Source organism: Acinetobacter sp. ANC 4805, from assembly GCF_022549495.1.
Taxonomy (GTDB): Bacteria; Pseudomonadota; Gammaproteobacteria; order Pseudomonadales; family Moraxellaceae; genus Acinetobacter.
Genome location: NZ_JAKZGD010000004.1, coordinates 81,526 through 106,455, shown reverse-complemented (window position 1 = coordinate 106,455; position 24,930 = coordinate 81,526). Strand labels below are relative to the sequence as shown.

The following is a 24,930-nucleotide window of genomic DNA, read 5'->3' as shown; positions in this document are numbered from 1 at the left end:
GATCACTCATTTTCACTTTAAAAATCACATCTGTATTCAATAATTAAATAGTGGTTATTGTTTGCAAGACTTTTTGTTTTTACGTTAAGGTGATTAAAAATTTAAAGAGCATATAAGCATGTCAATTTTAGAATTATTAGAAATAAAACATCCTATTTTCCTTGCTCCAATGGCTGGGGTTTCAACACCAGAACTGGCTGCCGAAGTTTCAAATCAAGGTGCTTTCGGCGCTTTAGGGTTAGGTGCGAATTCAGCAAAAACGGCAAAAGTTCAGATTTTAAAAACCCAAGAACTGACTGATCACCCATTTCAAGTAAACTTTTTCTGCCATCAATCAGAACAACTTGATCCTGAAATCACCCAACAATGGATTGACTATATTCGTCCACAGTTTGAAAAATTTGGGACAGAACCTCCAACTCAATTGAATTGTATTTATCCAAGCTTTTTAGATAATGATGATTTCCTCAATGTCGTACTTGAAACACGTCCAAAAGCCGTGAGTTTCCATTTTGGAATTCCTCATCCACATCAAATTCAAGCATTAAAACAAGCTGGAATTATCACGATGGTTTCTGCAACCAATCTCATTGAGGCTCAGGCAATCGAAGCTGCTGGCATTGATATTATTATTGCTCAAGGCATTGAGGCTGGAGGACACCGAGGTATTTTCAATCAAACTTTTGATGCGGCCATTAAAACCAGTGATCTTGTACAACTGATCTCAACACATTGCAAATTACCTGTCGTGGCAGCAGGCGGTATTATGAATGGTGATCAAGCCAAATCTATGTTGAAGCAAGGTGCTGCTGCCGTGCAATTAGGTACAGCATTTGTACAATGCAAAAGTTCGAGTGCTCACGCAGCCTATCGAAAAGCTTTATTTAGTCAAACGATCACCCAGATCAGTGCCAGTTTATCGGGTCGTCCTGCTCGTGGTCTAGTTGGAACTTGGCATACCCAAATTGATTTGCCAAACCGACCTAAAACACCCGCATATCCTTATACGTATGACCTAGCTAAACAGCTTATGAGCATCGCAAATATGCAGAATGATTTTAGCTACGGTGCATTTTGGGCAGGTAGTAATGTGTCACAAATTAGAGAATTAGAAGCTGCTGATTTAGTCAATCAGTTGGTCTTAGAAATCAAAACCAAGTGATGATAGCACAAGAAAAAACCGACATTAAAGTCGGTTTTTTAGGCTTATTTAATCGCTTCAAGCAAGGTATGTTGTGCATTATGGGGAACTTCACCCTCGGCTAACTGGGCACGATCCCATTTGCCATCTCCCTGCAATAACCACGCTTGCTGATTATCCTTAAGGTAATTCATTAAACCAAGTTGATAAATACGCTTTTTCAGTGCAGGATCTTCAATCGGGAAACATGCCTCAACACGATTAAATAGATTACGATCCATCCAGTCCGCACTCGAACAATAAATACGTGGGTTGCCATTATTACTAAAATAATAAACGCGAGTATGTTCCAAAAAACGCCCGACAATCGAACGAACACGAATATTTTCTGAAAGATTCGGTAAACCTGGACGTAGACAGCATATTGAGCGGATAATTAGATCAATTTGTACGCCTGCTTGTGAAGCTTCATACAATTTATTGATGAGTTGCACTTCCGTTAAAGCATTCACTTTCACAATAATCTGTGCAGCTTTGCCTTCTTTTGCATTGGCAATTTCTTCATCAATATAGTTGATCAATTGTGCATGTAATGTGAATGGCGCATGCAGCAGCTTTTTCAGCTTCGCCATTTTTCCCATGCCTGTCAGCTCTTGGAAAATACGATGTACATCTTCACACAGATCTTTATCTGTCGTCATTAAACCATAATCGGTATAAATACGTGCATTGGTCGCATGGTAGTTACCTGTACCCAAATGCACATAACGCACCAATTTATTATTCTCACGGCGCACGACTAAAATCATTTTGGCATGGGTTTTATAGCCGACAATACCATATACAACGACAGCACCCGCTTCTTGCAGCACATTGGCAACTTCGATATTTGACTCTTCATCAAAACGAGCGCGCAACTCAATCACAGCAGTGACTTCTTTACCGTTACGTGCAGCTTCAGCAAGAACTTGCACAATCTCTGAGTCTGCACCACTCCGATAAAGTGTTTGTTTAATTGCCAACACTTGTGGATCACGTGCCGCTTCACGCAACAGTTGAATCACAGGTGCAAACGACTCAAATGGATGATGTAATAAAATATCCTGTTTTTGCATTGCAGCAAAAACACTTTCTGACTTTTTAAATGCTTTTGGAATCACAGGTGTATGCGAATCATAACGCAAATGTGGGCGTTTAAAATTAGACAATAAACGTGCTAAATTTACAGGACCATCTACACGATAAAGTTGCTCTTCGTTGAGATCGAACTCATCCAATAAATATTCATAAATATGCTTTGGACAATTATGCGTCACTTCTAAACGCACGGCACGTCCAAAACGACGAGAACTTAACTCACCTTTTAATGCTTTTGCTAAATCTTCTACATCTTCATTCAAGGCCAAATCGGCATTACGGGTCACACGGAATTGATAACAACCTGTTGCTGTCATGCCAGGGAATAGGTCTGAAACATGTTCATGAATAATGGCAGATAACATCACATGATGCTCTTTGCCATCCGTGAGTTCATCAGGCAAACGTACCACACGCGGTAAAGAACGTGGTGCAGGCACAACAGCAAGATCAATTTGACGACCAAAGGCATCTTTTCCTTCGAGTGTTACGATAAAATTTAAGCTTTTATTGACTAACCGTGGAAATGGATGTGCTGGGTCAAGACTAATTGGTGTTAAAACAGGTGCGACTTGTTCTTGGAAATATTTTTTGATCCATGCTGATTGTGCTGGGGTCAATTCACCGCGACGTAAGAAGCAAATATCTTCTTCACGAAGTTTAGGTAAAATCTGTTCATTTAAAATACGATATTGACGTTCGATCGCAGCATGTGCTGTCTTAGAAATTTGATCGAGTACCTGTTTCGGCGTTAAACCATCTGGCGTACGACTTTCATTGCCTAAAGTCAGTTGTTCCATCATTCCTGCGACACGAATTTCAAAAAATTCATCTAAATTTCTTGAAAAAATCAGCAGGAAATTCATTCGTTCTAGTAATGGGTGAAGTGGATCGACGGCTTGCTCAAGTACGCGTAAATGAAAATCGAGAATCGAAAGCTCGCGATTTATATATCGATCATTATAAGTATATTCTATTGGCGTTGTTGTCGTCACTGCAGTATTCATACTGAACCTTGTCGCTTTATCATTCATCAAGTTACTGTTTTAAGTATGCTGCAAAATTATGTCAATTTGGTAAAAAAGCCCAAAAATTTTGAGCTTTTTTTAATTTAACTAAATTATTGTGGAATTTGTGTACCATTCATATATCTTAAAATCACACGCTTACGAAACTGTAACTTATGATCATTGCGGTGATCTTGATAATACTTAGGATTCGGCAGTAAAGCCGCTAAGAAAGCCGCCTGCTCTCGTGTCAAACTTTTTGAGCTTTTACCATAATAAAATTGTGCAGCAGCTTCGACACCATAAATGTTTTGACCAAACTCGACCGAATTCATATATACCTCTAAAATTCGGCGTTTTGACCACATCCGCTCCATCATCCATGTTGCAACAGCTTCCTGCCCCTTACGAATGAATGAACGCTTATTATAAAGAAATAGGTTTTTTGCTAACTGTTGTGAAATTGTTGAACCACCTGCAACCACCTCACCCTTTTCATTATTACGTTCCAAAGCAAACTGAATACCAGCCCAATCAAAGCCATGATGATGAATAAATTTAGCATCTTCAGCAGCCAAAATAGCATGCTTAAAGTTGTCACTAATATCATCATAATCACGCCAGTCTTGTTGAATTGGCTTAAAGTCAGTAAGGTAGTCCCAACGCATAAACATGGTTGTTTCAACAGGCTGCGTTCTCCACCAAACCAAACTACCAAAAATCCAAAGCTGAATCAGTAGAATGATACCGATAATCAACATCACTGCACGTGCTAAAAAGGCTTTCATTAAAGCGCATCGCTCCTTGGGCAACAAATTCATGCTAAGCTATTTTTATATCGTAATAACTCGCACAAACATATGACTGAAACCACTCCACCACAAATCACTCAAAAATTGCAACTACAAACATGGTGGTTTACAGCCTTGTTAATTGCAATCAATGTTGGATTATTTGGTTGGCAAATACTTTCAGGTGTGAATATTACCGATCCTTCCCCTGTGGATGCAATTGCTTGGGGTGCAGATTTTCCACCATTGACCTTTTCAGGGCAACCTGAACGTTTGTTTAGCAGTATGTTTTTCCATTTTGGCCTAATTCATTTAATGCTGAATATGTGGGCACTGTATATCTTTGGAAGTATTGCAGAACCACTGTTTGGTCGTGGTTATTATATTGGTCTGTATTTTCTAGCAGGTTTAATGGGCAACGTACTTTCAAGTTATCTCAGCATTCGTGATGGCTATGAATTATTACAACATTTTGATCCGAAGCTACTTCCACATATCAGTGCAGGTGCTTCAGGTGCAGTGATGGGTTTAGGTGCTGCACTCACGGCAGCTTCTTTATTTCCACCGTTACCCCAGCAACGTTTCTGTTAGATAAAAAATCACTATTAATGATAATGGGGATTAACCTTATCTTCGGTCTTACGGTTTCAGGCATCAACAATGCAGCCCATATCGGCGGTATGATCATGGGTGTATTACTTGCAATCGCATGGTATTTTAGCCAAAAAGCTCATAAGAAAAGCAGAGTCCAAATCGTTGCTTTGATCGTAGGAACGCTTATGCTTGCTGCATTTTATAGTTACTGTAATGAGTTAAGCACAGGACTTCATCCCTTATGGAGTGAAATCCTGCGTCAAAACCAGTTAAGTTTTTAAGATTGGTTCATCTCTCTCAAACTCTGTAACGGTGGAATATCACATAAATAACTGAGTCGATAACGACCAATCAGCATACAAACCAACATCATGCTCATGGGTAAAATTAACCAAATTTCAGGATGGAATTGGATTGTCATTTGCATCTTATAACTAGCAATCGCACTAATTACTTCAGCAAAAAGGCATGCCACAATTCCTGCTACCAATCCAATAAAACCGATTTCTAAACTGAGCATTTGTTTTAATTTATTCTTTGCAATACCAAACGAACGTAATAACGCCACTTCTTTTCGGCGCTCATCCATTAAAACATTCAAACATGCAATTAAAACCAAGATACCTGACAAACCAACCAATATTGCCAGTACTGTCACAACCTGAACCAATATATTCATCAAACGTTTCACTTCATCTAAAACACGTCCAACATCAATAAATACAGTATTGGAGAATTGCTGAATCAATTGCACCATTTTTGGCTGATCTGTAGCAGGCACATAAAAACTGCCTAAATAGCTTCCTGCATTTTCATCCATGCTTTGTGGGGAAAAGATAAAGAAGAAGTTAGGACTAAAGCTTTCCCACTCGACTGAACGTAGGTTAATCACTTTGGCATCCAGCGACCCTTCGGGCAAGCTAAAGCTCAGTTGATCCCCCACTTTGATCCCTAATTCAGTAGCCAATTTTTCTTCTACCGACACTTGCCCAACTTGGGTGAACTTTGGATTCCCTTGAGTAATAAGATTATCTTTTGGATAAAGCTCCGCTTGAGTCAGATTCAGTTCACGGCGTAAGGAATTATTTTGTTGAATCAGTTCAGTACTGAAAGCCTGACCATTTTTAGCAATTAAACGCCCCCGAATATTGGGATATAGAGGTGTTGATTGCCAATTATTTTGTTCAAGCTGCTGTTTAAACTGTGGCATATCAAATGGTGGCAGACCATAGACAAACTGATTCGGTGTACCTTCAGGTAATTGCTGCTGCCAACGCTCTAATAAATCAGTTCTTAAAACACTCAATACCGTAATTAAACTAAGACCTAATGCAAGCGCGGTAATTTGCAAAGCCGTCTGATGCGGAATTCGAACATAAGCAGATAAGGGATGTTTGAGCTGTTTAATCGCTTTCAATACAAACCAAATCACCATAAACAGAGCCAAACAAAGCACTAAGATGGCAGATAAGACTGATAAACTTAATTTTAAATTATCACTCAGCACCAAACTAAAGATGACCAAACTCACAATACCGACACTAAACATCATAATGTAGGACTTACGTGAACGCTCTTGCTGACGAATGACACGAATCGGTGGTGTATTCAATAATTCCCAAATGCTTGGCAAAATGAAACCAATCAACACCATGACACTGGTAAAAATGGCAATGGGTAATGCCATAAGCAAATCAGCAATGGCAAAGCTGAGTTGCAATTGTGGAATCAGTTGCAACATTAATTGCAACAAACCATACCCCAACGCGATTCCAATTAAGCTTCCAATCACAATTGATAAGGTACTGACAATCGCAAGCAATATCATATATGCCACTAATATCTGTTGTTTACTCGCACCAAGACAACGCATCAAGGCAATATGATCCTGATTTTGTTGCACATAACGTTGGCTGGTTAAAGCAATCGCAATCCCACACAACAGAATCGTTAAAAGGTTGGCAAGCTGTAGAAAGGTATCCAGATTTTCAATGGGTTTCATCAAACGGGTATTGGATTGGCTTGCATCCCGTAATTTCAATGAACTTTGTTCACTATTGTCTGCTTGCTGACCACGATTTTGATCAACTTTGGGATCAGATTCATGCTTGGTTTCTTGTTTAAATAGGGTCTTAAATGTTTCGACTTGTTTTGGCTCACCCGCCATCAACAGACGATAATCAATACGACTCCCAACCTGAATGGCATTCGTTTTCGCAATATCTGCTTGATGAATAATAACGGTCGGTGAAAAACCTGAAAAGCCCAATTCCTGATTAGAATCATGCTCAATAATACCTGTTACCTTAAACTTGCCATCAGCAATTGCAACCTGATCCCCCACTTTTACTTTTAATAGATCAATTGCTCTTGGACTTAACCAAACTTCACCTTGTTGAATCGATTTCGCTCTCGGTTGAATCTCTAATTTACCACGCAGCGGAAAATGTTCATCGACAGCTTTAACATTGACCACCACAAATTGATCTTGCGTATGTGCCATTGATCCAAACAAGGTGACAGGTGTTTGCTTTAAATGGAGTTGTTGGGCTTTTTGCACCCAGTTTGATTGAATAGGGTCATTATCAGACAAGACTAAATCTGCACCTAGCATTTCAGCAGCTTGCAATGAAACTGCATTTTGGACTTGAGTATTACTAAATTTTAATGCCGTGGTGGCACTGATTGCCAAAGACAGAGCAATGATCAGTAAATACAATCCTCCTGTACGGAAGCTTTGCAAAAGCAGTGGTTTCAGGACTGAACTCATACGCCCTCCTGCACTTTTACAATTTCTTGGATTTGACCATCAAGCAATTTGACATGTCGTTGACACAAGGCTGCCAAACTTTGATCATGCGTTACAAGGATTAAAGTTGTTCCTAACTCTTTGTTTAAATCAAATAACAGTTGCTCAATTTCTGCTGCGGTTTGTCCATCCAGATTACCTGTCGGTTCATCTGCAAAAATAATTTTAGGCTCAGCAATTAATGCTCGCGCAATTGCAACACGTTGTTGCTCACCACCCGATAAAACTTTAGGTGTTTGTTGTGCCTGACGAACTAATCCAACACGTTCCAACCATTGTAATGCCTTTTTTTCAGCTTGTTTAAAATTGAAATCAGGTTGCAAACGTAAGGGTAACATCACATTTTCGAGTGCGCTGAGCTGCGGTAAAAGCTGAAAAGATTGAAACACGAAACCAATGTTTTCTAAGCGAACTTGGGCACGCTGTTCTTCTGTTAAGGTATGTACCGCTTGTCCACAGACCCATAACTCACCCATACTCGGTCGATCAAGCGTCGCTAAAATGCCTAATAATGTTGATTTGCCAGAACCTGAACGCCCCGTAATCGCAATCTGTTCTCCCTGATAAATATCTAAATCAATATTTTTCAAAATGGTTAAACTTTGCTGATTAATTTGGATATTTTGTGTAACTTTTTGGGCAGAAATAATCGGTTGTGGCATGATGTCACGTATCCTTTAGGACAAATTTGAAGTGCGATGCAAATATCTAAAATGATCTTGTTGCTATCTAAAACCATTGGAATCCTTACAATTGGTGTATTACCAACACTCGTTTCAGCAAAGACTATTTTAATTTTGGGCGATAGCCTCAGTGCCGGTTATGGTATAGATACAAAGCAAGGTTGGGTTCACTTGTTACAACAACGCTTAGACCAACAGTATCCGAAACAACATAAAGTGGTCAATGCAAGTGTCAGTGGTGAAACCACAAGTGGTGCGCTAGCAAGATTGCCTAAATTATTGCAAACTTATCAGCCTGAAATTGTTGTGATTGAGTTAGGTGGCAATGACGGCTTACGTGGTCAACCGCCCCAAATGATTCAAAAAAATTTAGCTCAATTGGTACAACTCAGCCAAAAACAGAAAGCCAATGTTTTACTGTTCGGTATGAAAATACCACCAAATTATGGGACAGCCTATAGCACCGCTTTTGAAAATAATTATAAAGTTGTAAGTCAGCAGTTTAAAATCAAATTACTTCCCTTCTTCCTTGAAGGTGTCGCAGGACATAAACACTTAATCCAAAACGATCAAATTCACCCAAATGCCAAAGCCCAACCTATCCTGTTAAATTTGGCTTATCCCTATATAAAAGGTGCCCTTTAGGCACCTCTTATTTTTTAGAGTCTTCGATTTTAATTAAAAATCAAAGAACGTCACTTCACCTGTTTCAAGCGAATATTCTGCCCCAACCACGATCATTTTACCTTTTTCAATTAAGTTTTCTAACACGGTTGATCCATGACGTAATTGATTAACTGAAGCAAATACATTTGAGCGAACTGCATGTGCAGATAATTTTTTCAAATCATCTTTTAAGTCAGTTTGCATCAAAATTTCTACTGAAGGACGCACTCGGTTCACAATCGACATCAAATTTGATGATGGCGGTTGATCAGGATTCATTAGAGTATCAATGGTTGCTTGAATCGCACCACAATGACTATGCCCTAATACCACGACTACTGCACAATCATAACGTTCTGCTGCAAATTCAACACTTCCAACTTGCGAAGGTGCAACGACATTTCCTGCAACACGGATAACAAATAAATCACCTAAACCTTGATCAAATACCATTTCCGCAGGTACACGTGAATCTGAACATCCTAAAACAATTGCAAAAGGATTTTGTTCTCCTGCCAATGAAGCGCGCTCTTGGTGAGTAAGTTGATTTTGTTGGGTGGCTTCCCCTTTCACAAAACGAGCATTACCAACTTTTAAACGTTCTAAAGCTTGTTGCGCGGTGAGCATGCGTGCATCCATTTATGATTGACATAAGTAAGCAGTTTAATGTGCACATGGTGGAAAGTCACTGACAAAAATAGAAACTCTCACCACGCTAATCTATTTTTTACTTATATGAATAGTAGAAAATCTCTGATTTCATTGGCAAGAATTTCCATACATCTGTAGATTATGCAAATGACTCCAATACAAACTTCTACAATAATCAATTGGTTTAAAAATAAATCAAGGATAGAACAATGATGACGAGCACCCGATTTCCAAGCCCTTTGCGCAAAGCAATAACTGCCACTTTACTATCATGTAGCCTAATAGCAATTGCTGTGAATACTGCCCAAGCAGCCGAAATAGAAATGAGTTTTCAAAACTTATTACAACAAGAACGTACTTGGGCTGGCTTACAAACCAAGACATTAAAAGTGGGCGATATTACGTGGTCATATAGTGAAGGTGGTCAAGCAGGAAAACCGATCGTCATTTTAATTCACGGTTTAGCTGGTAGTCGAGATAACTGGAATCGTGTTGCCCATGCACTCACTGCAAACTACCATGTGATTATTCCTGATTTACCAGCGAGTGGTGAAACTCAAGTTCCTAAAGACTTTGATTATTCAGTTCCAAATGTCACTGAAAAATTACGCCGTTTTATCGAAGCTGCAAATCTGACAGGTCAAGCACATATCGCAGGTCACTCACTTGGCGGCTCAATTGCAATGCTGTACGCAGGTCAATATCCATTTGAGACCAAGAGCCTATTTTTGGTTGATGCGGCAGGTGTATATAAGTCGGCAACAACACCTTATCTCAAAGATCCAAATCATGTGAAAAACATGATCGTCAGTAAGAAAGGTGACTTCAACTTCCTCATGCAACAAGCCATGTACGCACCGCCATTTATTCCAAAAGAAATTGCCCAAGCCCAAGAAAAAATGATGATTGGTCAAGTTGAGCAAACGCAAAAAATGGTGGATCAAGTGATTGCGCTAAATAAATTATTTACCCCTGATTCTTTTGCATTACTGGCAAAATCAATTGATGCACCAACCTTAATTTTATGGGGTAAGCAAGATAAAATTATTAATGTTGAAGTTGCACCTGAGTTAAAATCACTTTTGAAAAATGCACAAGCGCCTGTGATTTTAGATAATGTGGGGCATATGCCCATCTTGGAAGCAGATCAATTGGTCGTTCAACAATATTTACCGTTCTTGAGCAAGATCCAAACACAAAAGCCTGCAACTGCCCTTTCACCATAAACTTAATTAAGAATTTGAGATTTTATGTCTAAACATCCAATGATAGAACAATTAATAGATGCGCAACTTGATTTTCTAGATCAAGAATTTGCACAAGCCGAAACGATTCAATATGAATTTAAACAGTTCTATCATTGGTTACGTTTACAACAACTACAACATATTTGGTCATTTGAACAAATATTTAAACTCATTGAGAAACAAATTCTCGCTACGCCAGCCAGTTCATTTTTAATTGAGCAAATTGCTGAACATATTCGTTTCGCTCTCATTCATCCACTTAATGATACCACCACGATTGAAGAAGTTATTCCTGTACTCACCATAGATTCAATTGCACAATATGTTGCGAGCAAAACGAGACATCGCCAAGATTTAATTAAGACCATCGTCAACAACCCTGCTTTTTCAGCTCTGATTACTCAGCTTATCCAGCATTCAATTCAAGATTATCTAGATAATTCAGTCATGTCTAAACGTGTTCCTGGTGTGGGACATTTTATGAAAATGGGCAAATCCGTTTTAGAGTCAGTCACAGATTCAAATCTCAATGAAACCATTGGACATTATTTACAAAAGAATATTTTAAAGATCAGCCAAATGAGTGAAAGAGTTTTAAATCAACATTTTAATGATGACAAGCTCTATCATTTCCAAGCGAATATTTGGCATAAAATTAAACTCATGCCGATCTCAGTATTGCGCCATTATTTCGAAGCCCAAGACCTACCGACAACGGTTGGGATGGGGCATGAAATTTGGGATCATATTCGCCAAACCCCTTACTTAAAACAACAAATCCATGATGGCGTATACGCGTGGTATGCACGAAACCAAGAGAGAACGTTTGACCTATTACTTCGTGATCTCAATATTGATGAAGATTTGATCCAAAATGAATTGAGTCATCTACTAACTCCTGTGCTACAGCAAGTGATTCAAACAGGCTATTTGAGACAACGTGCACGAGCGCACTTAGAAAAATTTTATTATTCAGAACAGGTTAATAACATTCTAAAAACACAAGACGCTTAATGCGCCTTGTGTTTTTAGACTCGCTGATTAGAAAGAATATTTCAACGTCGCATAATAAGCACGACCTGGTTCATTGTATGTTTGGCTAATCGAGTTACTATCTCTTAGAATTTGCTTATCAAACAAATTGCTTATACCAATACGAGTACTGAATTGATCAGTAAATTTATAGCCCATGTTCAAACCCACCAAACTATAGCTTTTAACATCACTTGGCTGAATCGCACTACTCGCACCACCTGAGCCCACACCTGCTTCAATCCTATTTTCTGCAAATTGACGTGATTTTTGACGACCATATTGGGTATAAACAAAGTTCATATCCAGTTGATCTGTGATGTCATAATCAAAAATCGAGTTAATCGTATAGTTTGGAACAAGTGATAATGGATTACCTGTTTTCTTATCTTTAGAGTCCATCATATACGTGAAATTATTAGTCCAGCGAATATTGCCATAATCCAATCCTAGACTTCCTTCAAAACCTTGGATCAATGCCTCTGGTGTATTATCCCAACGCAGAATATTCCAAGTGGTTTGAGTGACTGCCCCACTAGCATTGGTACTTGAACCCTTTACCGTCCCAACAATATCCGTTCCTGCAACAATTTTATTTTTATAATCATTACGGAACCATGTAAGGCTTGCATTCACGATATCTTTTTGGAATTGAATTCCGATTTCTTTATTGATTGAAGTCTCTGGCTTAAGATCACCATTCCCTTGTAATAAACAACGTGAAGCAATATTGGCAGGGCAACCATTACCATTGGTACTTAATAAATAACCTTCAGCATTTTGGTACATATTCGGTGCTTTATAAGCCTTCGCAATACCCCCCTTCAAGGTAAAATGATCATTTAATTTTTGGTTAATATTCAAACTTGGACTCCAGTTTGAACCTGACTTACTATGATCATCAAAACGCAAGCCCACCACAACATCTGTCATATCCGTGACTTTTAAGTTGTCTTCGATATATGCTGATGCAATACGTGATTCCATTTTACTACGATCACCTTTTGCAAGTTGATCACCATAACCCGCACCGCTCTGATCCTTACCTTGAGTTGTAGATGTCTGATCGGTGAACTTATCTTCCACCCATTCCACACCTAAGGTTAATGCCTGAGGCAGATAATATTCGAGTGGAATATTTAACTCACCATTCAATCTTAAAGTGTCTAATTTAGATGTGACACGATCATTTAAATTATTAATTTTCCCTTCAACACTTCCTGCTAAACCCTCTGGAAGTCTCTTATTCCGTGTTTTATCGTATTGTGCAACGAATTTGCTTTTCCCCCAGCCCCAGTCCCCTTCATGTGTTAGCGCTAGACTATCTCGATACATGGTATTGGTTTCTTTCCCAATGAGTTGAGAAAGAATAGGATCTGTTTCAGCATTTGAATTTAATTGAGAATCACCAGAGTAAATATTGCCTTGGCGACCAGAAGAAATATCAAGTAATACCGTCTGCTCATCATTTGCTTGCCAAGCTAAACGCCCAGCAATATCTTTATTTTCAACTCCTTCTCGACCTGCTGCATTACTACCAATTGATTTATTGATATCAACTGCATCCGCATCTGTTTTATTATAATTACCATACAAACGATACGATAAAACATCTTTAATAATTGGACCACTTAGATTGAAACTCACTCGATTAGAGTCACCTTCTTTTGAATCCTCAGGCTGATTGGTATATAGCTCCACCGAACCATGTGCCTCATTGGTCACTTTCTTGGTAATAATATTGACTACACCACCGGCAGCGCCAGAGCCATAACGTGCAGCGGCTGGACCACGTAACACCTCAATCGATTCAATCGCTTCTGCTGGAACCCAATTTGAATCACCACGAGTATCACGTTCGCCTCTCCAACCATACCGTACAGAATTACGTGATGAAACAGGCTTTCCATCGATTAAAATCAGTGTGTTCTCAGGTCCCATACCGCGAATATCAATTTGACGATTATTACCACGCTGCCCTGTTGCACTATTTCCAGTTAAGTTGACGCCTGGCATACGACGAACATATTCAGAAATATCATTACGTACGGGAATTTTTTCCAAATCTTCTGCAGTTATTTTCGATGCACCAAGAGATTGCTTCACTTGTTCTTCTGCTGTCAAAACAATTGTTTCTAATTTTACAACCCCAGATTCATCTGATTTTTCAACTGATTTATTTTGATCAACCCCAGTCTCTGCTGCATATGCGAGTGCCATCATGCTGTTCAAAATAGAAATTGCAAGTAATGATTGATACGCTATTTTCTTGGACATATTCCCACCTAACTCAGATAAATCTTAAGATTCATTTAAAAATCGATGAAAATTCTAACAAAAAAACAATAAAACTCAATATAAATGATAATAATTATTATTTATATATTCACTTTAATAATTATTTGCCCGATTTTAAACTAAATAAAAATTTGTATATTTTATAAAAAAATAAAAAAAGCCCTCGAAAGGGCTTTTAAAAATACAGTAAATTTCAAGTTTTATTACTTAAAGTATGCACCATCAGCCTGAGAGTGATCTGTTTGATCAACCACACGCTTTAGTTCAGGAACATGTTGTTGTAAGGTTGTTTCCACACCCTGTTTTAAGGTCATATCAATTGCTGAACAGCCTTGGCAACCACCACCAAATTTCAATACAGCAGTAAGTCCATGCTCTGGATCATCTTTCACTTCGACTAAACTACAATTACCGCCATGCCCTTCTAAACCTGGGTTGATTTCAGATTGTAAAATATAGGTAATTCGTTCTTCGATTGATGCATCTGGCCCGACACGTGGCACTTTTGAGTTTGGCGCACGGAAAGTCAATTGACCACCAAAACGGTCTTTGTTGTAATCAATGACAGCATCTAAGAGATATGGAATTGATGGTGCATCAACATAAGCAGGAAAATCAGGATATTCCTGTTTGTAGTCTGTTGGTACCACTTCATCAGGTGCGCTGTATGCCATGCAACACTCTGCACGTGGTGTACCTGGGTGCTCTACAAAAACACGAACGCCAATTCCTGGAGTATTTTGTTTTGACAATAAATCGCTTAAATACTCTTGCGCAGAGGGAGTAATCAAAAGGTTTGGAATTTCTTCTGCAATGGCAGTGTTCTCAGTCGACATAACAATAATCCTCAAGCTGATGTCGTTATCTTAACCGAAGATGGAGTGTAATAAAAAAAAATCAACCATTTTTGTAGGAATTCTATGCAAGATCATTGTTTATTAACTTTTTAATGGCATTATTGCCTAGACACTGATCAATTTTAAAACATTTATGTTACATCTACCCTTTAGTCATACTGTGACGCTCATCATTATTACCGTTGCAATTTCCTTGTTAGCACTCTCAAATCAAACGGTGATGAATCGTTTAATTTTTTGGCCACCTGCAATGCAACGTGGGCAATATGACCGTTTTATCACACACGGTTTTGTTCATGCAGATGCTACACATTTGCTCTTTAACATGATCACGCTGTTTTTCTTTGGCAATATTATTGAAAGTTTTTACCGCCAGTTTTTTTATGACATGGGCTTTGTTCTCTTTTACCTAGGTGGGTTAATTGCAGCAATTTTACCGAGTTATTTAAAACATCGACATGATATTCACTGGGCAAGTTCAGGTGCATCTGGTGCTGTATCAGCAGTATTGTTTGCTTATATTCTATTTCAACCTTGGAAGCTGATATTTGTTTTCTTTATCCCTGTACCCGCTATTATTTTTGCCATTTTATATGTTGCCTATAGCATCTGGTCAGGTAAACAAGGGAATACCAATATCAACCATAGTGCTCACCTATGGGGAGCTGCCTATGGTGTCATCATTACAATCTTATTAGAACCAAAAGTACTGCCCCATTTTCTAAACCAACTCACCCAAATACCGTTCTAATTGATACAAAGATTAGCTTTGATATTGCTCATGTTAAGTAGTTCATCATAGTTTGGTGATGACTGATTTAACAATCTCCCCCTAACCCCTCTTAAAAAAAGAGGGGGAACAAGTGCTTAACTGACTGGCATTACCGCTATCGAGGCTTTTCTTTTTTTCAGATTAACAATTAAAATTTAATTATTTTTACTATAAAAATCAAAGTTCTAAACTCTGCTTAACTCTTTTAGAAAATTAAGTCGATTCCAATGTCTCATCAAAGCCTACTTACAACACTTTCAATTACTATACTCAGCCTTTCTATTTCAGCATGTAATAGCGAGGATTCGGACAATCCCAAAACTGCTGTTGAGACCAAAAAACAACCCAATATTTTGTTCATCATGGCAGATGACTTAGGCTATTCCGATTTAGGCGCATTTGGTGGTGAAATTCATACCCCTAATATTGATGCACTGACCCAAGAAGGTCGAATCTTAACGGATTACCATACTGCTCCAACCTGTTCACCAACCCGGTCTCAGTTGATTTCAGGCACAGACCATCATTTAGCTGGTATTGGTGCGATGGCAGAACTCACACCTACTCACTTAAAGGGTCAACCTGGCTATGAAGGCTATTTAAATGAACGTTCACTCTCGATTGCAGAAGTCCTCAAAGATAATGGCTATCGAACGTATATCAGTGGTAAATGGCATTTAGGTCTGACTGATGCGACCAATGCACATGCCAAAGGCTTTGATCATTCCTTTACCCTACTACAAGGTTTAGACCTACATTTTAAACAAGCTCCGTCTGCTTATAAACGTAATGCGACTTATACTGAAGATGGCAAACCAGTGCCGATCTCATCCTTACCTGATGATTTCTTCTCAACCAATTATTTTACCGATAAATTGATTAGCTACTTAGAATCAGGAAAAAATTCAGGCAAACCATTCTTTGCCTATGCGGCTTACACTGCGCCACATTGGCCTTTACAAGCACCAACCGAATATCGTGACCGTTATCGTGGTGTTTACGATGCAGGTTATGATGTGATTCGTGACGCACGGATTGCACGCCAAAAGCAACTTGGATTAATTCCAGCTAATTTTACTGCGGCTGAACCGATTGCTTCTCCAAATGCACCACAAAAATATGGTAAATGGAATGAACTTTCGAGCGAACAAAAAGCTTTAGAAGCGCGCAGAATGGAAATCTATGCAGGCATGGTCGAAAATTTGGATACCAATATTGGCCGTGTAATTCAATATCTGAAACGTAATAATCTATATGACAATACCTTAATCTTCTTCGTTTCGGATAATGGTGCAGAAGGCTTTATTCGTGGCAATTATGGAGCAGAATCAGGTTTTGACAATAGTGTAAATAATGTAGGTACATCAGGCTCTTATCATTATGTTGGACCACGTTGGGCAGAAGTCAGCGCAGCACCTTTTCATTTATGGAAAGACACCGCAGGTGAAGGTGCAACCACAGCGCCTGCAATTGTAAAACTTCCACATCAAACTAAAGCTCAAGCAACCCATCATGGTTTTGCTTCTGTACTCGATGTGTTCCCGACTGTGCTCGATTATGCCAACATTGCAGTCCCACAAGGTCAATATAAAGGGCGTCAGATCAATACGCCAAGTGGTTATTCTTGGAAATCAGTGCTCGAAAATAAAGCTCAAGCAGTTCGTCCAGTGAACTTTAATTTCGCAGATGAACTACATGGTAGTAAATATGCTCGTCAAGGCGACTGGAAAATTGCATTACAAGGCAAATCAGAGCTCGGAACGGGGACATGGGAACTCTATAACCTCAAAAATGATCGTGGAGAAACCCAAAACCTTGCCCAAGATAATCCAACCAAATTACAAGAACTTGTCGCGGTATATAACCAATACACCCAGCAAAATGGCGTTAAGGAATACAACATTAAATGAAGTTTATTTCCTTATTCGCCTCAATCTGTAGCCTGTCCCTTGTGACAGGCTGTAGTAAAGCTACGCCTGATAGCAGTCATAGACATACCCAAACCACGACACAGACACAACTTGGCACCTTGCAACAATGCCAACAATATTCAGGCTTACCCAAGGCATGGCAAAAAAATCAAACGGCGGGCATGGTTTGGATTGCCAAAGGTTCTTTTCAACTTGGCTCCAACCAAGCCTATCCCGATGAGTTAAATTTTGGAGAAAAACAACGTCAAGTAGAGGGTTTTTGGATCGACCAAACTGAAGTGACCGTTGCCCAATTTTCTAGTTTTGTGAAAGCCACAAACTACATTACTGATGCAGAAAAACAAAAACAGGCTGCGGTATTTTCACCGAATGTGAACACACCGAATCAATGGTGGCAACTCAAAGCAGATTACACATGGAAAACACCTGACGGTGCTAAGGGACAAGCACCTCTCCCTTCTGAACCCGTCCGCTATGTCACTAAAAATGATGCAGAGCATTATGCAGTTTGGTTAGGGCGAGATTTACCCACAGAACAAGAATGGGAATATGCAGCCAAAGCAGGTTCAAAAACGGATACCCCTTTAGGTCAAGCCCCACAGGATGTACATCAACATCCTCAGGCTAATTATTGGCAAGGTGAATTTCCACAAAAAAATACCGCTGAAGACCATTTTGCAAGTGTTGCACCCGTAGGATGCTATCCTGCAAATGCATTCAAGTTATACGATATGATCGGCAATGTCTGGGAGTGGACATCTTCGGTTTATCATGGTGCGCATGATCAACATATGGGGAATTACACTGAACTACGCCAGCAAGATGCTCATATCACACAATATGTATTAAAAGGTGGCTCTTTTTTATGTGCCTCCAACTTTTGTGCGCGTTATCGTAATAGCAGCCGCTATCCACAGGAATTTGATTTGGCTGCAACCCATGTCGGATTTAGAACCGTATTACGAACCCAATGATGATACAAATATTCATTAAAAATCACTCATGCTGATGCTAGTAGAAAAGTACAAATCTATTTAAAGTGAATGAAACCGCCAAAATAGGAGAAAAAATGAAAAGAACCCTGCTCTATTTTTGTACTTTATTTACATTAAGCTTATCAGCCTGTGCAGTACATACGCCTCATGGTAGCGTAATTGTTAATCCTGACCATCATCATGAGGGTCATGGTGATTTTTGCCCACCTGGACAAGCCAAAAAAGGACGTTGTTAAACTCAATCCAGCCTAAGTCTACCTAGACTTAGGTATTTTGGATTTACCTATCCCCTTTATTGATCGAGCAGATTCGGTTCACCCCCTTCATTCCATCAGATGATGACAATAAAAATTAAAATATGTTTTCAGCTACTGATTTCATTTGATTAAAACCCATATAATATGTATGGAATTTATTCTATTTATTTTAATGAGATTATTGCATGGATCTAAGCCAACACAGCACCATCATAAACATCTTAAATAAGGTTCAGTGTGCTGATGATTGGATTATTTTTTTAGAGCAACTCAATTATCATTTTAATCTTCAAGCATCCCAACTACTCGCTGTCGACCTTGAAGTACAAGCACTTTCATTTAGTGTCCATCATGGGATAGATTTTGATGCACATCAACTTGAACAAGCTGCCCTAAAACAAATTCGTTTAGACATTGATGATGACCCACGTCTACATAAAATGCTATTGGCACCTATAGACGGTTGGATGCATTGTTTTCAACATTTTGCAGAAGATGAAATTATTCAAACCCAAGTCTATCAACAGGTATTACAACCACTGGATTTACGTTTCTGTTCAGCGATTCAAATTATTTATGATCACAAAGTCTGCGTTATTCTTTCTTTTCTAACTAGTCCAGATCGCGGTGCTTTGAGTTGCTCTGAATTGCAACCGATTTATGAAATCTTACCGAGATTACAACAAAAAGTTCAGCAATATCGCCATCATTTTGAATACTCGCTTATGACTTTACTAGGGTCACAATTGATTCAAAAAATGAATCAACCGATTGCGATTATTAACTTGAATGGTGATGTTTTAGAACTAAATACAGAAGCAAAACAGCTCTTGAAAAATAATGAATCGATCCAAATCAAACAACGCCGCTTTGCATTCAATAAAAGTAGACAACAACAATTTGAACTCAACCTGATCGAGCTAGAACGTAACTATCAAAATAATCATGATTTAGCTTATAACGAGCGTAGTAAGACGATGATGATTGATCACCATCTCTTCTTAACGCTAGATTTACTAAGCCCAGAAAAAACCAATAAAATCTTTGGTTTACGCCCTGTTCTACTCGCAACATTTTCTGGGCTAAGGCATAAACCCAAATATCAAAAACAAATTTGTACTCAGCTTTTTATGTTTACACCTGTTGAACATAGAATATGTGAGCAATTACTTGAAGGGAAAACCACCAAAGAAATTGCCCTTGCGCATGAGATTCAAGCAGATACGGTCAAAAAACATTTACAGGCGATCTTCAAAAAAACCAAAACACATCGGCAAAGTGAATTAATTCAATTATTGATGCAATTTTTATAGGCTTCTGAAAACCTAAGTTTTAGGCAATCTCTGCTGGAAATGCGATCACTTGATCAATTTTCATCTTATTCATCGCGACCATAAGTAAGCGATCAATCCCTAGCGCAATACCCGAGCATTCTGGCATATGCGGCAAAGCCGCTAGAAGATATTGATCTGTTGGAATGACGGGCAAACCTTGTTGGGCACGTTCCGCATTATCTGCATCAAAACGACCTGCTAATACATCCGCATCTAGAAGTTCATCATAGGCATTTGCCAATTCTAAACCTTCGATATACACCTCAAAACGTGCTGCAACCAATTCACCATCTTCATCCGTTTTCACTTTGGCTAATGACGCCATTTCAGGTGGGAAATCAGTTAAAAATACGGGTGCATCAAAACCTAAACTCGGTTCAACAAAATGTGAAAATAATAAATCCATATAACCCAAACGATCATCACCTAAATCAAGATTTAGACCCACTCGATTCGCTGTCTCTTTGAGTTGCTTTAACGTTGCTTGTAATGGGTTAATATCCAAGCGATCTTGAAAAGCATGTTTATAGCTTAAAATATAGGGACGAACTTCACCAAAGCGATGTGCTAAACAGGTTTCTAATAAATCGGCTGTTTCATGCATTAATGCTTTTAAATCTAAGTTGGGTCGATACCATTCCAGCATGGTAAATTCACTATTGTGCTTGCGACCATGCTCATCATCACGGAAGACTTTACAGATTTGATAAATCGCCCCACTGCCACTGGCTAATAAGCGTTTCATTGGAAATTCAGGTGAAGTCTGTAAATATTGAGTATTCAATTTTCCATAAATATGACGCTGTACTTGTACCGATGCCAAATGCACATCCGTCACACCTGCCTGAGATAAAACTGGCGTTTCAACCTCCAATACATTTCGCTCAGCAAAAAACTGACGAATCTTATGGTACATTTCTGCACGTGCTTTTAATGCATCAATAGAACAAGTCGGTTGATAAGTTTTCATATCTTGGCTCATGCTTTTGGTCCACCGTGTGCTGCCCATTCACGGCGTAAAGGATAATTTTTACGGAGTAAATCAAATGCTGTTTGCTCGACCTTACCGTTTTGAACGCAGTCACGAAGTTGTTGATCATCTGCTGCAATATCATAAATTTGTGTGAGATGCTGTCTGAGAGCAGCGTTTAAAGCTTGTTGCTCAAAATACGGTGCAACACTTGGTAATTGGCTTTCAAACTGTTTGGATGCTGCTGGATAAGCGAATTTACGACAAAAGGCTTCATAGATCATCTGCGTTCCTCTTGCCTTACCTTCAAGGCTATAACCTGCAATATGCGGTGTCGCTAAAGCCAACATATTTAATAAAATTTCAGGAATTTCTGGTTCAAACTCAAATACATCGAGTACGACTTGGCGTTTGGTTTTCTCAATATCAGCCATCAATGCAGATTGCTGAATCACAGGCCCACGCGCACTGTTGATGAGAATAGCGGATGGCTTCATTGCAGCAAATGCAGCTTCATTAAACAAATGCTGTGTTGGGTATTCGCCCGACAACGTTAAAGGCACATGAATCGAAATTGCATCGGCATGTTTTAACAACTCATCAAAAGATAGATTTTCAATGCCTGCCAGTTGCACATAAGGATCATAGCCAATCACATTCCAACCGAGAAGTTGTGCCATGATTGCCAATCGTTTACCCACATTCCCAAGACCAACAATCGCCAGAGTAAACGCTTTCTCTTGTTCTAATAGGTCTATATTCAGATGCAATAAAGCAGTAATCACATATTCAGCAACGGCTTGCGCATTACAACCCGCAGCATTGCTCCATGCAATGTTTTGTTGTTCTAAAGCTGAGATATCGAGATGGTCTGTGCCAATCGTAGCACTACCCACAAATTGAATTTTTGTCTGATCAATTAATGCATGATTGACTTTGGTCACAGACCGAACCAAAAGAGCATCTGCATCCTGTACATCTACATGCGTGAGTGTACGCCCTGCTTTATGCTGTATTTCTGCAAATTCCGCAAAGAAATAATCGGTAAATGCCAAATTTTCATCTGCGATAATTTTCATGCAGTGCCTTCCATCAACTTGTCTGTGCTTATTATCCTTAGCACAAGGGAAATTGACAAATCAAATCTCAATGTTCCAGTGAAAATGGCGAGAAACACTATAATTTTGATGCAATCATGCGACTTATTGCCAATCCTCAAGCCTACTTTTAATTTTATAATAGTTATGTTTTCTTCATAAGCAGTTCTATCATGACGCCTTATTCTCCCTATAAAGGCAAAACTGGTATCAAGCGTATTTTTAATGCCACAGGTTATTCACTCGCAGGCTTTAAAGCCGCTTTTAGCCACGAAGCCGCTTTTAGACAAGTTATTTTACTTAATTTGGTTTTAATCCCCATCAGTTTTTTTGTTGATGTCTCAGCCCTAGAACAAGCACTCATGGTGGCTGTTTGTTTGCTTGCAATCATTGTTGAATTATTTAATTCAGCAATTGAAGCCGTCGTCGATCGTATTTCTTTAGAAAAACACCAACTTTCTAAAAATGCAAAAGACATGGGCAGTGCTGCGCAATTTGTTTCTCTCGCTATTATATTTTTTACATGGATGATTATTTTATTTCGATAAGTGATTATAAATTCTAAATAAAAAAAATCCCTGCTAATGCAGGGATTTTTTGATCTAGGAAGAAGATGTATTACATCATTCCGCCCATACCACCCATGCCACCCATATCTGGACCAGCTGGCTTGTCTTCTGGAATATCAGTAATCATGCATTCAGTTGTCAACATTAAACCAGCAACTGAAGCTGCGTGTTCAAGTGCAGAACGCGTTACTTTAGCAGGGTCAAGGATACCCATTTCTAACATATCGCCATATTCGCCAGTTGCAGCATTATAACCGAAGTTACCTTCACCCGCTTTTACTGCATTGATAACAACTGAAGGCTCATCACCTGCATTTGAAACGATTTGACGAAGTGGCGCTTCGATTGCACGACGTAAAATATTGATACCTGCAGTTTGATCTTCATTCGCGCCTTTTAAGCCATCCAATACGTTTACAGCACGTACTAGAGCAACACCACCACCAGCAACAACACCTTCTTCAACAGCTGCACGAGTTGCATGAAGCGCATCATCTACACGGTCTTTCTTCTCTTTCATTTCAACTTCTGTTGCCGCACCAATTTTGATGACTGCAACACCGCCTGCTAATTTAGCAACACGCTCTTGAAGTTTTTCTTTGTCATATTCAGAAGTAGATTCTTCGATTTGCGCACGAATCTGTTGAACGCGTTCAGCGATTTGCGCAGCATTACCCGCACCATCAACAATCACTGTGTTTTCTTTAGATACAGTGATTTTGTGTGCAGTACCTAAGTCTTGAAGAGAAGCTTGCTCTAAAGACATACCCACTTCTTCAGAAATCACAGTCGCGCCAGTCAAGATCGCGATGTCTTGAAGCATTGCTTTACGACGGTCACCAAAACCAGGTGCTTTAACCGCACATACTTTGATAATACCGCGCATGTTGTTCACAACAAGTGTTGCAAGCGCTTCGCCTTCAACATCTTCAGCGATGATCAAAAGTGGTTTACCCGTTTTAGCAACTGCTTCTAATACTGCAATCAATTCACGGATATTGCTGATTTTTTTGTCAACAAGCAGAATAAATGGATTTTCAAGTTCAGCCGTTAAAGTCTCTGGTTTGTTCGCGAAATATGGAGAGATATAACCACGATCAAATTGCATACCTTCGACAACGTCTAAAGCATCTTCGAAACCAGAACCTTCTTCTACAGTAATAACGCCTTCTTTACCAACGCGTTCCATTGCTTGTGCAATCAACTTACCAACTGTGGTATCAGAGTTCGCAGAAATCGAACCTACTTGTTCAATCGCTTTGAAGTCATCAGCAGGTTTTGCATTGGTACGAATATTTTCAACAACCGTTTTTACTGCGATGTCGATACCACGTTTTAAATCCATTGGGTTCATACCTGCGGTTACAGATTTGATCCCTTCATTTAAGATTGCTTGAGCAAGTACAGTTGCAGTTGTTGTACCGTCACCCGCGATGTCATTGGTCTTAGAAGAAACTTCACGTACAAGTTGAGCACCCATGTTTTCAAACTTGTCTTTTAAAGAAATTTCTTTCGCAACAGTTACGCCATCTTTAGTGATGTGTGGCGCACCGAAAGAACGGTCAATAACAACATTACGACCTTTAGGACCTAAAGTTACTTTTACTGCATCTGCAAGTACGTTTACGCCTGCGATCATTTTTGAGCGAGCTGAATCACCAAATTTTACGTCTTTAGCTGACATGTTAAACTCCGAATCTTTTTAAATACTGAATCTGATAATTTGTGAGTTATGTATCGATTAGCCTTCGAGTACAGCTAAGATGTCTGACTCTTTCATGATCAAGAGTTCTTCACCACTTACTTTTACTGTTGTACCCGCATAAGTACCGAACAATACTTTATCACCAACTTTAACGTCTAAAGCACGAACGCCATTGTCAGTAATTTGACCATTACCTACTGCAATGATTTCACCTTGAGATGGTTTTTCAGCGGCAGAACCTGGAAGTAAAATACCACCAGCAGTTTTAGTTTCTTCTTCTACGCGACGAATCACAACACGATCATGTAATGGACGAATGTTGCTCATAGTTAACTCCATCAGACTTAGTCTTTTTGATTAATTTGTATTGCTCGGTTTGAAGCAATA

At 39.1% G+C, this 24,930-nt stretch carries 21 protein-coding genes and 1 pseudogene; 11 read left to right on the top strand and 11 right to left on the bottom strand.

The genetic code is table 11. From position 1 onward, the window contains the following. Positions 1-118: 118 nt before the first annotated feature. Positions 119-1,162 (top strand): nitronate monooxygenase, encoded by a 1,044-nt coding sequence (locus tag MMP60_RS06845; RefSeq protein ID WP_241335572.1) that lies wholly within the window; start codon positions 119-121, stop codon positions 1,160-1,162. A gap of 44 nt (positions 1,163-1,206) precedes the next feature. On the opposite strand, the gene ppk1 is transcribed toward MMP60_RS06845, so the two are convergent. Together ppk1 and mtgA are read right to left on the bottom strand one after the other, a co-directional pair. After that, on the bottom strand, positions 1,207-3,285 hold the full coding sequence (ppk1, locus tag MMP60_RS06840) for a polyphosphate kinase 1 (RefSeq protein ID WP_241335571.1): 2,079 nt from the start codon (positions 3,283-3,285) through the stop codon (positions 1,207-1,209). Positions 3,286-3,398: 113 nt separating this feature from the next. After that, the gene (gene mtgA / locus MMP60_RS06835; protein WP_241335570.1) at positions 3,399-4,073 is read right to left on the bottom strand and encodes a monofunctional biosynthetic peptidoglycan transglycosylase; all 675 of its coding nucleotides are present in this window, start codon (positions 4,071-4,073) and stop codon (positions 3,399-3,401) included. Between the two features lie 72 nt (positions 4,074-4,145). Here mtgA and MMP60_RS06830 point away from each other — a divergent pair. Beyond that, positions 4,146-4,951, top strand: a pseudogene (locus MMP60_RS06830) (rhomboid family intramembrane serine protease). On the opposite strand, the gene MMP60_RS06825 reads toward MMP60_RS06830, so the two are convergent. Together MMP60_RS06825 and MMP60_RS06820 are read right to left on the bottom strand one after the other, a co-directional pair. Further along, complete coding sequence (locus tag MMP60_RS06825) at positions 4,948-7,440, bottom strand: FtsX-like permease family protein (protein WP_241335569.1); 2,493 nt, start codon at positions 7,438-7,440, stop codon at positions 4,948-4,950. The pseudogene MMP60_RS06830 and the gene MMP60_RS06825 overlap by 4 nt on opposite strands. Beyond that, complete coding sequence (locus tag MMP60_RS06820) at positions 7,437-8,141, bottom strand: ABC transporter ATP-binding protein (protein ID WP_241335568.1); 705 nt, start codon at positions 8,139-8,141, stop codon at positions 7,437-7,439. The genes MMP60_RS06825 and MMP60_RS06820 overlap by 4 nt, the downstream gene beginning before the upstream one ends. A 42-nt stretch (positions 8,142-8,183) precedes the next feature. Here MMP60_RS06820 and MMP60_RS06815 point away from each other — a divergent pair, with 42 nt between their 5' ends. Further along, positions 8,184-8,807, top strand: coding sequence for an arylesterase (locus tag MMP60_RS06815; RefSeq protein ID WP_241335741.1), 624 nt, complete (start codon positions 8,184-8,186; stop codon positions 8,805-8,807). Positions 8,808-8,840: 33 nt separating this feature from the next. Here the strand turns inward: MMP60_RS06815 and MMP60_RS06810 are convergent, their stop codons facing one another. Then, on the bottom strand, positions 8,841-9,455 hold the full coding sequence (locus tag MMP60_RS06810; RefSeq protein ID WP_241335567.1) for a carbonic anhydrase: 615 nt from the start codon (positions 9,453-9,455) through the stop codon (positions 8,841-8,843). A 236-nt stretch (positions 9,456-9,691) separates the two neighbouring features. Here MMP60_RS06810 and MMP60_RS06805 point away from each other — a divergent pair, with 236 nt between their 5' ends. Continuing rightward, positions 9,692-10,705 (top strand): alpha/beta hydrolase, encoded by a 1,014-nt coding sequence (locus tag MMP60_RS06805; RefSeq protein ID WP_241335740.1) that lies wholly within the window; start codon positions 9,692-9,694, stop codon positions 10,703-10,705. A 24-nt stretch (positions 10,706-10,729) separates the two neighbouring features. Beyond that, positions 10,730-11,740 carry a hypothetical protein gene (locus MMP60_RS06800; protein WP_241335566.1) on the top strand — a complete coding sequence of 337 codons (1,011 nt, stop codon included), beginning with the start codon at positions 10,730-10,732 and terminating at the stop codon, positions 11,738-11,740. 27 nt (positions 11,741-11,767) lie between these two features. On the opposite strand, the gene MMP60_RS06795 is transcribed toward MMP60_RS06800, so the two are convergent. Next, positions 11,768-14,035, bottom strand: a complete 2,268-nt coding sequence (locus MMP60_RS06795) for a TonB-dependent siderophore receptor (RefSeq protein WP_241335565.1) — start codon at positions 14,033-14,035, stop codon at positions 11,768-11,770. A 224-nt stretch (positions 14,036-14,259) separates the two neighbouring features. Further along, the gene (gene nfuA / locus MMP60_RS06790) at positions 14,260-14,892 is read right to left on the bottom strand and encodes a Fe-S biogenesis protein NfuA (protein ID WP_241335564.1); all 633 of its coding nucleotides are present in this window, start codon (positions 14,890-14,892) and stop codon (positions 14,260-14,262) included. Between the two features lie 154 nt (positions 14,893-15,046). On the opposite strand from nfuA, the gene MMP60_RS06785 reads away from it, so the two are divergent. The 5 genes from MMP60_RS06785 (at position 15,047) to MMP60_RS06765 (ending at position 20,181) form a co-directional block, all read left to right on the top strand. Next, entirely contained in the window at positions 15,047-15,664 is a 618-nt protein-coding gene (locus MMP60_RS06785; protein ID WP_241335563.1) for a rhomboid family intramembrane serine protease, read from the top strand. A 248-nt stretch (positions 15,665-15,912) separates the two neighbouring features. Next, complete coding sequence (locus MMP60_RS06780; protein WP_241335562.1) at positions 15,913-17,595, top strand: arylsulfatase; 1,683 nt, start codon at positions 15,913-15,915, stop codon at positions 17,593-17,595. Beyond that, complete coding sequence (locus tag MMP60_RS06775; protein ID WP_241335561.1) at positions 17,592-18,590, top strand: formylglycine-generating enzyme family protein; 999 nt, start codon at positions 17,592-17,594, stop codon at positions 18,588-18,590. Before MMP60_RS06780 ends, MMP60_RS06775 begins: the two co-directional genes overlap by 4 nt. Before the next feature lie 95 nt (positions 18,591-18,685). Then, positions 18,686-18,847, top strand: a complete 162-nt coding sequence (locus MMP60_RS06770; protein ID WP_241335560.1) for a hypothetical protein — start codon at positions 18,686-18,688, stop codon at positions 18,845-18,847. A 206-nt stretch (positions 18,848-19,053) separates the two neighbouring features. Further along, positions 19,054-20,181 (top strand): helix-turn-helix transcriptional regulator, encoded by a 1,128-nt coding sequence (locus MMP60_RS06765; RefSeq protein WP_241335559.1) that lies wholly within the window; start codon positions 19,054-19,056, stop codon positions 20,179-20,181. Positions 20,182-20,200: 19 nt separating this feature from the next. On the opposite strand, the gene epmA is transcribed toward MMP60_RS06765, so the two are convergent. Both epmA and MMP60_RS06755 read right to left on the bottom strand, forming a co-directional pair. Next, positions 20,201-21,184 carry an EF-P lysine aminoacylase EpmA gene (gene epmA / locus MMP60_RS06760; RefSeq protein ID WP_241335558.1) on the bottom strand — a complete coding sequence of 328 codons (984 nt, stop codon included), beginning with the start codon at positions 21,182-21,184 and terminating at the stop codon, positions 20,201-20,203. Then, positions 21,181-22,251 carry a 4-phosphoerythronate dehydrogenase gene (locus tag MMP60_RS06755; protein WP_241335557.1) on the bottom strand — a complete coding sequence of 357 codons (1,071 nt, stop codon included), beginning with the start codon at positions 22,249-22,251 and terminating at the stop codon, positions 21,181-21,183. The genes epmA and MMP60_RS06755 overlap by 4 nt, the downstream gene beginning before the upstream one ends. 191 nt (positions 22,252-22,442) lie before the next feature. Between MMP60_RS06755 and MMP60_RS06750 the strand changes: the two genes are divergently transcribed. After that, entirely contained in the window at positions 22,443-22,817 is a 375-nt protein-coding gene (locus MMP60_RS06750; protein WP_241335556.1) for a diacylglycerol kinase, read from the top strand. A 70-nt stretch (positions 22,818-22,887) separates the two neighbouring features. On the opposite strand, the gene groL is transcribed toward MMP60_RS06750, so the two are convergent. Beyond that, positions 22,888-24,522 carry a chaperonin GroEL gene (groL, locus tag MMP60_RS06745; protein WP_241335555.1) on the bottom strand — a complete coding sequence of 545 codons (1,635 nt, stop codon included), beginning with the start codon at positions 24,520-24,522 and terminating at the stop codon, positions 22,888-22,890. A gap of 57 nt (positions 24,523-24,579) precedes the next feature. Continuing rightward, a complete protein-coding gene (locus MMP60_RS06740) occupies positions 24,580-24,870 on the bottom strand; it encodes a co-chaperone GroES (RefSeq protein ID WP_005144860.1) in 291 nt (96 codons plus the stop codon). Positions 24,871-24,930: the final 60 nt, after the last annotated feature.

Bases quoted from the DNA above. Each gene is read 5' to 3' on its own strand.
- MMP60_RS06805 (WP_241335740.1), top strand. From the start codon at position 9,692: ATGACGAGCACCCGATTTCCAAGCCCTTTGCGCAAAGCAATAACTGCC.
- MMP60_RS06770 (WP_241335560.1), top strand. From the start codon at position 18,686: ATGAAAAGAACCCTGCTCTATTTTTGTACTTTATTTACATTAAGCTTA.
- MMP60_RS06765 (WP_241335559.1), top strand. From the start codon at position 19,054: ATGGATCTAAGCCAACACAGCACCATCATAAACATCTTAAATAAGGTT.
- ppk1 (WP_241335571.1), bottom strand. From the start codon at position 3,285: ATGAATACTGCAGTGACGACAACAACGCCAATAGAATATACTTATAAT.
- MMP60_RS06755 (WP_241335557.1), bottom strand. From the start codon at position 22,251: ATGAAAATTATCGCAGATGAAAATTTGGCATTTACCGATTATTTCTTT.
- epmA (WP_241335558.1), bottom strand. From the start codon at position 21,184: ATGAGCCAAGATATGAAAACTTATCAACCGACTTGTTCTATTGATGCA.
- MMP60_RS06775 (WP_241335561.1), top strand. From the start codon at position 17,592: ATGAAGTTTATTTCCTTATTCGCCTCAATCTGTAGCCTGTCCCTTGTG.
- nfuA (WP_241335564.1), bottom strand. From the start codon at position 14,892: ATGTCGACTGAGAACACTGCCATTGCAGAAGAAATTCCAAACCTTTTG.
- MMP60_RS06795 (WP_241335565.1), bottom strand. From the start codon at position 14,035: ATGTCCAAGAAAATAGCGTATCAATCATTACTTGCAATTTCTATTTTG.
- MMP60_RS06740 (WP_005144860.1), bottom strand. From the start codon at position 24,870: ATGAGCAACATTCGTCCATTACATGATCGTGTTGTGATTCGTCGCGTA.
- MMP60_RS06820 (WP_241335568.1), bottom strand. From the start codon at position 8,141: ATGCCACAACCGATTATTTCTGCCCAAAAAGTTACACAAAATATCCAA.
- MMP60_RS06845 (WP_241335572.1), top strand. From the start codon at position 119: ATGTCAATTTTAGAATTATTAGAAATAAAACATCCTATTTTCCTTGCT.
- MMP60_RS06810 (WP_241335567.1), bottom strand. From the start codon at position 9,455: ATGCTCACCGCGCAACAAGCTTTAGAACGTTTAAAAGTTGGTAATGCT.
- MMP60_RS06780 (WP_241335562.1), top strand. From the start codon at position 15,913: ATGTCTCATCAAAGCCTACTTACAACACTTTCAATTACTATACTCAGC.
- MMP60_RS06800 (WP_241335566.1), top strand. From the start codon at position 10,730: ATGTCTAAACATCCAATGATAGAACAATTAATAGATGCGCAACTTGAT.
- MMP60_RS06750 (WP_241335556.1), top strand. From the start codon at position 22,443: ATGACGCCTTATTCTCCCTATAAAGGCAAAACTGGTATCAAGCGTATT.
- MMP60_RS06825 (WP_241335569.1), bottom strand. From the start codon at position 7,440: ATGAGTTCAGTCCTGAAACCACTGCTTTTGCAAAGCTTCCGTACAGGA.
- mtgA (WP_241335570.1), bottom strand. From the start codon at position 4,073: ATGAAAGCCTTTTTAGCACGTGCAGTGATGTTGATTATCGGTATCATT.
- groL (WP_241335555.1), bottom strand. From the start codon at position 24,522: ATGTCAGCTAAAGACGTAAAATTTGGTGATTCAGCTCGCTCAAAAATG.
- MMP60_RS06785 (WP_241335563.1), top strand. From the start codon at position 15,047: ATGTTACATCTACCCTTTAGTCATACTGTGACGCTCATCATTATTACC.